Origin of the sequence: Intestinimonas butyriciproducens, assembly GCF_016901775.1 — a bacterium.
Taxonomy (GTDB): Bacteria; Bacillota; Clostridia; order Oscillospirales; family Butyricicoccaceae; genus Pseudobutyricicoccus.
Map to the genome: position 1 here is coordinate 1 of NZ_JACJKW010000022.1, position 13241 is coordinate 13241.

Here is a 13241-nt window from a genome sequence, read left to right on the forward strand (position 1 = left end):
TCCCATGGGGAAAGCATGCAGGCACTACATGATAAATTTTTCGGTGAAAAGGACAGCATGGCCCGCTAACGGGCCCACGGGCCCGTGCCCATTGGGCGTATGATCCCTTCGGCTGCCGAAAAACTTATTTGGTTAAGGGGAACTATTTGACCTTCCCTTATCAATTTGTAAAAACCGGCGACTTGTGCGTCGGTTTTTACACCTCCCAAGGGGCCAGTGTGCGCCGAAGGCGTGCATGCAGCCCCTTGCAAAAACTCGGAAAAGTGGCTTTCGCCACTTTTTCGACATGTTCTCCCCGGAGGGATTTGTATCCTTCCGGGGCTTTTTTGATCCCGGGATAAAACGAAAATGTGAAATTTGTCGAAATTCCCGGGGCAACCGGTTATTTTTTTTCGGTCTTTCTGTTATAATGAGGAATACTAGGGAAAGAACCTTTTGAGAAATGGAACAAATTAGAAGAAATGATGGAGGAAAGAGGCATGAATAAACAGCCGGAAGGACGCAAAGGGCAGGATGGACGGGGAGCCCCCGCCTGGCGCGGCAAGGGAGGAAACAAAGGCCGTCCCTTCCGTGGGGGACCGAAAGCCCCCGCCGGCGCCTCCGATGAGAATATGCTGGAGGGGCGCAACGCCGTCACCGAAGCTCTGCGCAGCGGCCGGGAAATCGACAAGATCTATTTTGCCCAAGGAGCCATCGGTACCCTGGGGCATCTGGTGGCCCAGGCGCGGAAGCAGGGCATCACTGCCCAGGAAATCGATCGCCGGAAGCTGGATGCCATGAGCATCACCGGTTCCCATCAGGGCATCATTGCCCTGTGTGCCGCTGTGCCCTATCGCAGCGTGGAGGATATGCTGGCTCTGGCCCGGGAGCGGGGGGAGGATCCGCTGCTGGTGCTGTGCGACGGCATCACTGACCCCCACAATCTGGGAGCCATTATCCGTACGGCCGAGGTGGCCGGCGCTCATGGGGTCATCATCCCTCGCCGGCGCAGCGCCACACTGAACAGCGCCTGTGCCAAAGCGGCCGCCGGGGCGCTGGAGTATTTGCCAGTGGCCAAGGTCAACAACCTGCCTTCGGTGATCTCCCGTCTGAAAGAAGAGGGGATTTTCCTCTTTGCCGCCGATATGGACGGGGACCGGACGCTGTATGAAGCCGATTGGAAAGGGCCTGCGGCCATTGTCATCGGCAGTGAGGGGGAAGGTATTTCCGCCCTGGTGAAAAAAGAATGTGATTATGTGGTGAGGATCCCCCAGAAAGGGAGGATCTCATCTCTCAATGCCTCCAACGCTGCCGCAATTTTGCTGTATGAAGCGGTGCGGCAGCGCGCGGAGCAGACAAGGAGCGAAGTGTGAGCTGGAAACCGGAAGAGGAAGAATATTCGGTAGACGAGATCATCGCCGAATTTAAAAATGCCCAGCTGCGGGAGCCAAAGGAGAGGGAAGCGGATGCCCCTGCCTTTGACGAGGACACCTTGCAGAAAGAGGAGGTCCCTTCTCCCATTCCCATGCCTCCCAGAGGAGAAGAGAAAACCCGGCCGGAGCTTTTGAAAGAAGAAAGCCGGGAGAGGAAGGAAGAGGGGCAGGAGGAAAAAGAAAAAGCCGAAGCTGCCCAAGAGAAGGAAGAAACGAAAAAAGCCCCCTCCATTCCCCCTCTTCAGCCGGGAGAGAGCCGGGTGATCGATATCACCAGCCGGGTGGCGGCCAGGGTGCAGCAGGAGGAAAAAAAGGGGAAGGCATCCCGCGTTGGGGGAAGAAAACCCTCCGGGGCGCCCGTGCACCAGATGGAAGAGCAGCCGGAAGCGGCCAAAAAGAAAAAGCCCCAGCGGCGGGAAAAAGATATTCCGGCGGAAGAACCTTCTTTGCCGCCGGAAGAGGCCAGGGAGAAGCGTTCTCCCTTCAAAGGCTGGAGAAAAAAGAAGGCAGAAGAGCCGGAGTATCCGGAATATCCCGAATACGAGGACTATGAAGACTTTGAATATGAAGAGGAAGCGCCCAGAGAGCCCATTCCCTATGATTTTCTCTTTGCGGCCGATCTGGAGGATCTGCCCAAAACCCTGAGCAACCTGGGGAAAAAGCTGCGCCGGCTGCGGCTGCGGTCGGTGCTGGCCTTCTTTTTCTGGGCTTTGGGGTTGGGAGTTACTGCGCTGCCCTCCCTGGCCCTTCCTATCCCGGAAGCCTATTCCTTCGGGACAGTCCCTCATTTTTATTTTATCGCCCTGTGCGTGCTTCTGGTTTTGTCCATGATCGCCGCCGGGGATGTGGTTTTTGCCGGCCTGTACCGGCTGTGCCGCCTGCGTCCCACATTGGATTCAGCGGTGCTGGTTTCGGCCCTGGCGGCCCTGGCCCATGGCCTGTGGTGCATCGGGCAGAAAAATGCCGCCATGCCCTATATCTGCGTGGCGCAGGGGGCGTTGTTTTTTGCCATCCTCAGTAAACGGGGACGGCTTCTGATGCTGCGCCGCACTTATAAGGCGGCCAGTTTGAGCACCGACCCGGCTGCCGTATGCACCAAGGAAAACCGGAAAGAGCGTACATTGGTTTATAAAGTCAAAGGAGCCAAGGAGGCCGATCTGTCTCAGGTGGAGTCTCCCGATGCCACCATGGTATTTTCCCGGGTCTATGCCCCCTTGGCCATTGTGGCCGTATTGGTTCTTTCGGTAATGGCCACCTTCGGCACCGGCGCACCGGAACGGTTTTTTCCTGCTTTGGGAGCAATCACAGCCATGCTGGCTCCCGTAGGATTGCTTTTGTCCACGGCCACCCCAGGGGTGCGCATTTCCAAAAAGCTGTTTACCGGCGGCTCTGCCCTGCTCAGCGCCCGCAGCGCCAGAGAGTTGGCCTGGGGTGAACTGGCGGTGATCACCGACAGCGATCTGTTCCCGCCGGGCAGCGTGGCCATCAGCGGTATGAAAATCGCCCGGAGCATGAGCATGGAAAAGGTGGTGGCCTTTGCTGCCGGCGCTTTGCGGGCGGCAGGAGGCGGCGTGAGCCATGCTTTTTTGGAGTTTGCCAAGCAGCAATATATCTTTGTGCCGGAGCCGGCCCGGGTGCAGTATTTTGAGACGGGAGGCCTCTCGGCCCAGATCGGCCCGGACAGCGTTTTGTGCGGCACGGCCAGCTTCCTGATGCGCATGGGTATCCATGTCAGCGAAGGCCGGAGCATCAAAAGCGGCGTCTTTGTGGCGGTGAACGGAGCCTTTGCCGGGGTGTTCGCCTTGAAGTACAGCACTCCGCCCCAAAGCTATTCCGCCTTCCGGGTGCTGCGGGTGGGACGGCTGCGTCCGCTGCTGGCTACCCGGGATTTCAATATGACTCCCCTGATGGTGGAGGACAAATTTGACCTCCGCCCCGGCCGCACCGATTTTCCCGATGTGGAGGAACGGGTGGCCCTGGCCCAGGAAGAAGGAAGGGGCAAAGGAAAACCCCTGGCGCTTTTGTCACGAAATACCATGCTGAGTTTTTGCGAATGTGTTACAGGAGCACGGCGTCTCCATCGGGCTGTCCGGTTCAATCTGACGGTGTCTCTTTTGTGCGCCGTCATTGGCATCGGACTGATGTATTATCTGTCCAGCACAGGCAATCTTCATGCCGCAGGACCCTGGAATGTGCTTTTGTACCTGATTTTGTGGTATATCCCTGTGTGGCTTTACAGCGCCCTTTTGTCCAGATATTAAAAAATTCGCTCTGTTTTTATGTGAAAATGCCCAAAGAAATTCATTGTAAAAGTGTTAAATATACTGTATAATGACTAACATGAGCAGTTCATATTCACATAAAGGAGAGATTCAATTATGGCCTACACAACTGAAAAAATCAGGAATATCTGCCTGCTGGGACACGGCGGGGATGGCAAAACCTCCTTGGTGGAGAGCCTGTTGTATATGACCGGGAACACCGACCGTCTGGGCAAGATCGCCGATGGCACTACGGTGTGCGACTACGACCCGGAAGAGATAAAGCGGAAGATCTCCATTCAGACCACACTGGTCACCCTGGAGACCCAGGGCTACAAGCTGAACATTCTGGACACCCCGGGCTATTTTGATTTCGCCGGAGAAGTGGCCCAGGCCCTTCGCGTGGCAGGCTGCGGCCTGATCGTGGTCTCCGCCAAGGACGGCGTCAATGTGGGCACCGAAAAAGCATGGCGCATGGTTCGTGGCAAGAAGCTGCCCAGCTTCTTCTATGTGTCCAAGATCGACGAGGAAAACGCCAACTTCGACAATGTGTATGAGAACCTGCGCGGCCAGTTCGGCAACAGCGTGGCTCCCTTCGTGTTCCCCTTCTTTGAAGAGGGCAACCGTCCCGCAGGCGTTATCAATATCGTCACCCGGAAGGCATATAAAGCGGAAAACGGCAAGATCGTGGAAGTCCAGCTGCCCAAGGAGAAGATGGACAAGGTGGACCGTCTCCGTGATTCCCTGGTGGAAAGTGTTGCCACCAATTCCGAAGAGATGATGGAAAAATACTTTGCCGGTGAGGAGTTTACCGAGGAAGAGCTGATCCACGGCCTGCATCAGGGCGTGTTGGACGGCGCCATTACTCCGGTCTGCTGCGGCAGTGCATTTACCGGCGTGGGTTCTCTGCAGCTGATCAAGACGCTGATCGACTACGCCCCCATCCCCTACGAGGGCCTGGCCGAGCACGGCGTGGACGAAAACGGCGAAGAGACCGAAGTGCAGTTTGACGAAAACGGCAAGCCTCTGGCTATCGTCTTCAAGACCATTGCCGACCAGTATGGCCGCTTCTCCTTCTTCAAAGTGGTCTCCGGCAAGATCACAGCCGATATGCAGCTGAAGAACCAGCGCACAGGCACCATGGAAAAAATGGGCCACATCTATACCGTCAACGGCAAGAAGAACACCGAAGTGAAGGAAGTGTGCTGCGGCGATTTTGCAGCGGTTTCCAAACTGGCGGATACCAAAACCGGCGACACCCTGGCCGATCCTTCGGTGGGCGTCACCCTGGACGGCATCGATTTTGCCGAACCCTGCTATTCCCAGGCCATTTCTCCCAAGGTGAAGGGCACAGAAGACAAGCTGGCTGCTGGTCTGAACAAGCTGCGGGATGAAGACCCGGCCTTTACCGTGCAGAACAACACCGAGACCCATCAGATGGTCATTTCCGGCGCCGGTGACATCCATCTGGATGTGATCTGCTCCAAGCTGAAGAGCAAGTTCGGCGTGGAAGTGGACCTCCAGGATCCCAAGGTGCCTTATCGGGAGAAGATCCGCAAGTCGGTGAGCGTGGAAGGCAAGCATAAGAAACAGTCCGGCGGCCACGGCCAGTATGGTCATGTCAAGATGACCTTTGAGCCCTATGCTGAGGGTGATTACCTCTTTGAAGAGCGCACCTTCGGCGGCAGCGTGCCCAAGAACTTCCACCCCGCTGTGGACAAGGGCATCAAGGAAGCCATGGAGCACGGCGTTCTGGCCGGATATCCCCTGGTGGGACTCCATGCCATCCTCACCGACGGTTCTTACCACGATGTGGACAGCAACGAGCTTTCCTTTAAGATGGCGGCCCGTCTGGCTTACAAGGCCGGCATTCCCCAGGCCAACCCCTGCATCCTGGAGCCTATGGGCATGATGAAGGTCTATGTGCCCGACAGCTGCATGGGCGATGTGATCGGCGATCTGAACAAGCGCCGCGGTCGTATCCTGGGCATGAATCCCACCGAGGGCGGCGAGCAGGAAGTGGTGGCCGAAGTGCCCATGGCGGAAGTTGGTTCCTATGCCATTACCCTCCGTTCCATCACCCAGGGCCGGGGCTGGTTTACTTACAAATTTGAGCGCTACGAGGAAGCTCCTCCTGCAGTACAGCAGAAGGTCATCGAAGAAAGCAAGTTCGTGGATACCGAAGAATAAGTCCGGTATCGGAGCAAGCATCATAAAGTGAAAAAGGGCCGGGAGAATTTTCTCCCGGCCCTTTTGTGCTTTTTCGATGCAGGTAAAAAGAAAGCCCGGAAGCGTGGCTTCCGGGCTTTGATCGCTTTTGCAGCGGGTACTTACTTGTTCTGGTGCTTCTTTGTGAACTGCTCCAGCTCTTCCCGCTCCTTCTCGGAGAAGGTCAGCTTGAAGGGGTTGAGGATCTCATCCACTTCGTCGGCAGAGACGATGCCCTTCTGGACCACCAGCTTACGCACAGGCACGCCGGTCTTCAGGGACTCCTTGGCGATCTCGCTGGCCCGCTTGTAGCCGATGAAGGGGCAGAGGGCGGTGATCATGCCCACGCTGTGCTCCAGCAGCTCCAGGCAGTGTTCCTTGTTGGCGGTGATGCCCAGGATGCAGTTGTCGATCAGGGTCTTGACGCCGCCGGTCAGGGTCTCGATGGACTCGAACAGGTTGTAGAACAGCACAGGCTCGAAGGCGTTCAGCTCCAGCTGACCGGCTTCGGCGGCCATGGTGATGCACATATCGTTGCCGATGATGTTGAAGGCCACCTGGCTCATCACTTCGGGGATGACAGGGTTGACCTTGCCCGGCATGATGGAGGAGCCGTTCTGCTTGGGAGGCAAGTTGATTTCAGCCAGGCCGGTACGGGGGCCGCTGGACATCAGACGCAGGTCGTTGGACATCTTGGACAGGGTGACGGCGCATGTCTTGATGATGCCGGACACATTCACAAAGCCGTCCAGGTTCTGGGTGCCGTCGATCAGGTCTTCGGACTGGATGAGGGGGAACTTGGTCACTTCCCGCAGATCGTCCACAATGTGATCCAGGTAGTCGGCGGAAACATTGATGGCGGTGCCGATGGCGGTGGCACCCATGTTCACAACGCACATATCCTTGGAAGCCTTGTGCAGGCGCTTGATATCCCGCTGGATGGCGCTGGCATAGGCGTGGAAGGACTGGCCCAGACGGATGGGCACGGCGTCCTGCAGCTGGGTGCGGCCCATCTTGACCACATCGTCAAATTCCTTGGCCTTGATCTCCAGGGCTTCATACAGACGGTTGAGCTGCTGGAGAGCCCGGGGCAGCAGAGCCAGGATGGCCAGCTTACCGGCGGTGGGATACACATCGTTGGTGGACTGAGCCATGTTCACATGGTCATTGGGATGGACAATGGAATAGTCGCCCTTCTGGCCGCCCAGGATCTCGATGGCCCGGTTGGCAATGACCTCGTTGGCATTCATATTGGCAGAGGTGCCGGCGCCGCCCTGGATGGCGTCGACGATGAACTGGTCATGGAGCTTGCCGTTGATGACTTCATCGCTGGCGGCGATGATGGCGTCGGCGATCTTGGCATCCAGAGTGCCGGCATGCTTGTTGGCCATGGCAGAGGCCTTCTTGATCTGAGCCAGGCTGACGATCAGCAGCTCATGCATGGGATGGCCGGTGATGGGGAAGTTCTGATGGCCGCGCAGGGACTGGACGCCATAGTAAGCGTCAACAGGTACTTCCAGGGTGCCGATGGAATCGGTTTCGACTCTAGTGTTCATAAAAAAGACCCTCACTTTATTCATTGGCCGCCAGGGCGGCTTTTCTTTTCGGGCACAAGGATACACGATTTGCACCCCGGGGTAAAGAGGGGGAAGGAAATACGGAAGAAATCGAAAAAAACAGGGCCTGGGCTTCATTTTGCAAAGCAAAACAAAAATGAGACTTTATTTTATTAGGCGAAACTGATATACTGTTGCAAAAGGGAAGATCTTCCCCAAACCAGAGGCAACGGGAGCGAGTTATGGACGCTATCGATAAAAAAATCTTATCTCTTCTGGGCCAGAATGCCCGGATCCCCTTGAAAAAGATTGCCGAGCAGGTGTTTTTGTCGCCGCCGGCTGTTTCGGCTCGCATTGAGCGGATGGAAAACAGCGGCATCATCACCGGTTATCGGGTCACAGTGGCCCAGGAAAAACTGGGCTATCATATCACCGCATTTGTCAATGTGGTGCTGCCGCCGGAGCGGCAGGAGGATTTTTATGCCTGTGTCCGTTCCTGCCCGGGGGTGATGGAATGCTATCATGTGGCAGGAGCCTTTTCCATGCTGCTGAAAGTCTGTTTTCCTGACACCCAGCAGCTGGATGCCTTTGTGGCCAAAGTGCAGAAATTCGGTAAGACCCAGACCCAGATTGTCTTTTCCGAGGTGATGGGGCACCGGGAACCGGGACTGGAATAAGCAGCGGTCTTTTTGTGAATAAAATATAAAAGACGATCTGGCGGGAAGGGGCGCGCCGGCTCTGTCCTTCATAGATTTGCAAAAATCCGGAAAAGAAGACCGGGGCCACTTTTCCGGTACGCTCAGGCGGCACGGTATTCCGTGCCGCAATTTTTTCTTTTGTAAGGAAAAAGCCTTTTTTCACCGGCGAAAACCGGTTTTTTACAGGATTTTGTCAGGGATATGTTGTAAGAAGCATCTAAAATTGCTATAATATTCTTTAATAAAAATTCAAAGGGGGAGCGGTTATGAGAAGCAAACAATGGAACATCGCCCCGCCCTGTCCGGAGGAGGCCCGGCATCTGGAACAGGCGCTGGGGCTTTCTCCTCTGGCGGCCCAGGTGCTGGCTGCCAGGGGAATCCGGGGAGAGGATGCCGCCCGGTTTCTGGATTCCTCTCTGGACCGGTTGGGAGATCCTTTCCTGCTGCCTGATATGGATAAGGCTGTGGCCGCCCTGGAAGGAGCCATCGGACGGGGCGAAAAGATCGCCGTTTATGGGGACTATGATGTGGATGGCGTCACCGCCACGGCCATTGTGATCCGGTATCTCCGCTCCCGGGGAGCGGACTGCCAGTATTATATTCCCGACCGGATGAACGAGGGCTACGGGCTCAATACCGGAGCCATCCGCAAACTGGCGGAGGATGGCTGCCGTTTGATGGTGACGGTGGACTCGGGCATCACCGCCGTGGAGGAGACCCTGCTGGCCCGGAACCTGGGGATGGGAGTGGTCATCACCGACCACCACGAATGCAAGGAGATTTTGCCAGAGGCTCTGGCGGTGGTCAATCCCCGGCGCAGCGATTCCCCCTATCCCTTCCGGGAACTGGCCGGCGTGGGTGTGGCTTTCAAGCTGATCTGCGCCATGGAAAAAAACCGTCCCCTGGAAGAACTGATGAAGCAATACGCCGATCTGGTGGCTGTGGGGACGGTGGCCGATGTAATGCCCCTGGTGGGGGAAAACCGGAGCATCGTCCACTGGGGACTGCAATATCTGGAAAATACCAGAAATGCCGGCCTGCGCGCCCTGATGCAGAAGCTGGGGGTGGAGGACAAGGGAGTCTCTGCCGGAGCCATCAGCTTCACCATGGCTCCCCGGATCAACGCCGCCGGCAGAATGGGCGGGGCAGACAAAGCGGTGGAGCTGTTTTTGACCGATTCCTGCCGGGTGGCCGGGGAACTGGCCGGGGAACTGTGCCAGCTGAACCGGCAGCGCCAGCAGGAGGAAAATCAGATCTTCCAGGAAATTCTGGAGCGGCTCTCCACTCAGTTTGATCCCCAGCGGGATAAATCCATCGTCCTGTGGGGGGAAAACTGGCACAATGGCGTGGTGGGCATCGTGGCATCCCGCCTGGCCGACCGGTACGGCGTGCCCGCCATCCTCATCTCGCTGGATGGAGATATGGGCAAGGGCTCCGGGCGCAGCGTCCCTGGTTTTCATCTCTATGGCGGGCTGGAAGAATGCGGCGATCTGCTGGAAAAATACGGCGGACATGAGCTGGCGGTGGGATTGACGGTACACCGCAGCCGGTTGGAAGAGTTCAAAAAACGGTTTGAGGACTATGCGGTCCGGCAGATGGAAGAAAATCAGGTGCAGCCTGTTTTGCAGGTGGATTGCCTGGTGGAACCGGGGGATCTGACCACCCGGGCGGTGGAATCCCTGGAAGTGCTGGAACCTTTCGGCATGGGAAATCCCCAGCCTATGTTCTGTATGCGGGGACTGACCATTGAGGAAATCACTCCCATCAGCCAGGACCGGCATACCAGACTCCAGCTGGGCCGGGATGGAAAGAGCTTCTGTGCCTTTTTGTTCGGCATGGGCAGCGCCAACTGTCCCTTTGTCTGCGGCGATCAGGTGGACGGCGCCTTTTCGGTGGAGATCAACCGGTACCGGGGCAGGGAGAGTGTGCAGCTGGTGCTGCGGGATCTCCTTTGGTCCGGGGAAGAGGACCGGGCCGACCGGGATTTCCGGGAGGTGTACCAGACCTTTCAGCAAGGAGGAGTGCTGGAGCCATATCAGGCCCTGGGGCTGATTCCTACCCGCCAGGACCTGGTGGCGGTGTTCCGCCATGTGAAGGCCCATGCCGGGGAGCGGGGTCTGCGCTGCTCTCCCCGCACATTGTACCGCCAGGTGCGTTATGAGGCTTGCCGGGGGATGAATCTGGGCAAGCTGCTCATCTGCCTGGATGTGTTCCAGGAATTTGACATTTTCTCCTGCACCTCAGGGGATGAACAGATGGACATCCGGGTGCTGGAGCGCAAAGACAAAGCCGATATCAACGGCTCCCGTATACTGAAGCGGCTGGCCGAAGCCAGCAAATCACAGGGATAGAGCAGGTGGTTGCAATATGAGTGAAATGGATCGGAACAATGGGGGATTCGCCCCTTTTCAAAGTGAATTGGAAGGCGGCCAGGAGCCGTTGGGCCAGGTGGATTACAGCCTGGAGACCCTGCTGAAAAAGGTGAAGGAACATTCGCCTCTTTCTGATATGGAGAAAATCACAAAGGCCTATCATTTTTCGGAAAAGGCCCATGAGGGACAGAAGCGCCGCAGCGGCGAGCCTTATTTCATCCATCCGGTGACGGTGGCGGGCATCCTGGCCGAGCTGGGCATGGACACCGATTCCATCGTGGCCGGCCTGCTCCATGACTGCCTGGAGGACACCAGCGCCACATATACCACGCTGGAAAAGGAGTTCGGTCGTTCGGTGGCCGATCTGGTCAACGGCGTCACCCGCCTGGGCAAGATCGTTTACAGCAGCAAGGAAGAGGCCCAGATGGAGGACCTGCGGAAGATGTTCATCGCCATGGCCAGGGACATCCGGGTCATCATCATCAAGCTGGCCGACCGTCTCCACAATGCCCGTACATTCCAGTATCTTCCTGAGCAGAAGCAGCGGGACAAGGCGCTGGAGACCATGGAGATCTACGCCCCTCTGGCCCACCGTCTGGGCATCCAGAACATCAAGTGGGAGCTGGAGGACATTTCCATCAAGTACCTGGATCCGGTGGGCTATGGGGAGATCATGAGCCAGATGGCCGACAAGGGCCAGCAGTACGAGGATTTTCTCCAGGGGGTGAAAAAGCGCATCAGCGAAAAACTACTGAGCATGGGCATCCCCTGCGAGATGAAGGCCCGGGTCAAGCATGTGTACAGCATTTACCGGAAGATGTACACCCAGAATCTGAATCTTTCGGAAATTTACGATATCTGCGCCGTTCGGGTCATTGTGGAAGAGCTGGCCGACTGCTATAATGTGCTGGGGTTCATCCACGACCTGTACCGGCCGGTGCCGGGGCGCTTCAAGGATTATATCAGCACCCCCAAGCCCAATGGCTACCAGTCGCTGCACACTGTGGTCATCGGCCGGGAGGGCATCCCCTTTGAGGTGCAGATCCGCACCCGGGAGATGGACCGCACGGCGGAATACGGCGTGGCCGCCCACTGGAAGTACAAAGACGGGCTGAAAGGCAAGCAGAACGAAGAGACCTTTGCCTGGATCCGTCAGCTGCTGGAATCCCAGCAGGACACCCAGGCCGAGGACTTTATCCAGAACATCAAGGTGGATCTGTTCAGCGACGAGGTCTTTGTCTTTACCCCCAAGGGGGATGTGATCAATCTGCCGGCCGGAGCCACTCCCATCGACTTTGCCTACGCCATCCATTCGGCGGTGGGCAACCGGATGGTGGGGGCCAAGGTCAATGGCCGGCTGGTGCCCATCGACTACGAGCTGAAAAACGGCGAGATTGTGGAGGCAGTCACCTCCAAGGAGACCGCCGGTCCCAAGCGGGACTGGCTCCAGATCGCCAAAACCGCCGAAGCCCGCAACAAGATCAAACAGTGGTTCAAAAAAGAGCGGCGGGAAGAGAACATCCAGCAGGGCCAGGCTGCGCTGGACCGGGAGCTGAAGCTGACGCTGCTCTACAACGATTTCCAGCGGGAAGAGGTTTACGGCCCGGTGCTTCGCCGGTTCAATTTTGCCGCAAAGGACGACCTCTATGCCAGCATCGGCTATGGCGGCGTCAGCTGCGCCAAGATCCTCACCAAGGTGCAGGAAGAAGTGGAGCGCATCAACCGCCAGAAAAACAAGAACGACCCCAACAAGGTGACCTTGCAGCGGAAGCGGGCCACCAGCGACAGCGGCGTCATTGTGGAAGGGGTGGACAACTGCCTGGTAAAATTCTCCAAGTGCTGCACCCCCATTCCCGGCGACAACATCGTGGGCTTTGTCACCCGGGGCTATGGCGTGTCCATCCACCGCACCGAGTGCCGCAATGTGGCCAAAGGCATGGAGAACACCGAGGAATATGGCCGCTGGGTGCGGGTGTCCTGGGACCCCTACACCAAGTTTAAATTCAGCACCGGTATCCAGATAAGGGCCAAGGCCCGGGTGGGCATCCTGGCAGACATTCTCCAGGTGTGCAGCGTGATGAAGATCAATGTCACCGAGATGAATGTGCGGGACAGCCAGGGCCAGGGCAACTATTTCTGCACCCTGGAGGTCTTTGACCGGGAGCAGCTGGAAAGTATCATGAACCGGATCCGCAAAGTCAGCGGCGTCATTGAAGTGAGCCGCACCATGGCGGAGAAAAACTAAGCACAGAATAGAGGAGGAAACCATGCGAGCGGTTGTTATCCGAACAAGCGGAGCCAGTTTGCGGGCGAACGGGCAGGATCATGCCCGGATCGGCCAGGGGCTGGTGGTGCTCCTGGGCGTGACCCAGACGGACGGAGAGAAGGAAGCCACCTATCTTGCGGAGAAATGCGCAGGATTGCGGATTTTTGAGGATGAAAATGGAAAGCTCAACCTGTCGCTGAAAGATGTGGGCGGGCAGATGTTGGTGGTGTCCAATTTCACTCTGTATGCCGATTGTTCCCACGGCAGAAGGCCGGATTTCCTGGCGGCAGCCAAGCCTTCCCAGTCGGAGCCGCTGTATGAGTTTTTCCTCCAGGAGCTGCGGCGGCTGGAGGTGCCTTTGGAAAGCGGCGTCTTTGGCGCCGATATGCAGATCGACCATGTGAATGACGGGCCGGTGACCATCATTATGGACACCGACCAGATGATGAAGAAGAAATAAAAGGGAGG

At 57.1% G+C, this 13241-nt stretch carries 8 protein-coding genes; 7 read left to right on the forward strand and 1 reads right to left on the reverse strand.

Annotated features, from left to right (window positions below):
• The first annotated feature begins 479 nt into the window (after positions 1–479).
• The 3 genes from rlmB (at position 480) to H6A25_RS10900 (ending at position 5863) form a co-directional block, all read left to right on the forward strand.
• Positions 480–1352, forward strand: a complete 873-nt coding sequence (gene rlmB / locus H6A25_RS10890) for a 23S rRNA (guanosine(2251)-2'-O)-methyltransferase RlmB (RefSeq protein ID WP_204752153.1) — start codon at positions 480–482, stop codon at positions 1350–1352.
• On the forward strand, positions 1349–3673 hold the full coding sequence (locus tag H6A25_RS10895) for a hypothetical protein (protein WP_204752154.1): 2325 nt from the start codon (positions 1349–1351) through the stop codon (positions 3671–3673). Before rlmB ends, H6A25_RS10895 begins: the two co-directional genes overlap by 4 nt.
• 117 nt (positions 3674–3790) lie before the next feature.
• Positions 3791–5863, forward strand: a complete 2073-nt coding sequence (locus H6A25_RS10900; RefSeq protein ID WP_204752155.1) for an elongation factor G — start codon at positions 3791–3793, stop codon at positions 5861–5863.
• A 140-nt stretch (positions 5864–6003) separates the two neighbouring features.
• Here the strand turns inward: H6A25_RS10900 and H6A25_RS10905 are convergent, their stop codons facing one another.
• Positions 6004–7437 carry an aspartate ammonia-lyase gene (locus H6A25_RS10905; RefSeq protein WP_204752156.1) on the reverse strand — a complete coding sequence of 478 codons (1434 nt, stop codon included), beginning with the start codon at positions 7435–7437 and terminating at the stop codon, positions 6004–6006.
• A 242-nt stretch (positions 7438–7679) separates the two neighbouring features.
• Here H6A25_RS10905 and H6A25_RS10910 point away from each other — a divergent pair, with 242 nt between their 5' ends.
• From H6A25_RS10910 to dtd, 4 genes are all read left to right on the forward strand, one after another.
• Complete coding sequence (locus H6A25_RS10910; protein ID WP_204752157.1) at positions 7680–8114, forward strand: Lrp/AsnC family transcriptional regulator; 435 nt, start codon at positions 7680–7682, stop codon at positions 8112–8114.
• 287 nt (positions 8115–8401) lie between these two features.
• Positions 8402–10486: a single-stranded-DNA-specific exonuclease RecJ gene (gene recJ / locus H6A25_RS10915; protein WP_204752158.1), complete on the forward strand. Its 2085-nt coding sequence runs from the start codon at positions 8402–8404 to the stop codon at positions 10484–10486.
• A gap of 157 nt (positions 10487–10643) precedes the next feature.
• A complete protein-coding gene (locus tag H6A25_RS10920; protein ID WP_243423342.1) occupies positions 10644–12752 on the forward strand; it encodes a RelA/SpoT family protein in 2109 nt (702 codons plus the stop codon).
• A gap of 22 nt (positions 12753–12774) precedes the next feature.
• Positions 12775–13233, forward strand: a complete 459-nt coding sequence (gene dtd / locus H6A25_RS10925) for a D-aminoacyl-tRNA deacylase (protein WP_204752159.1) — start codon at positions 12775–12777, stop codon at positions 13231–13233.
• Positions 13234–13241 lie beyond the last annotated feature (8 nt).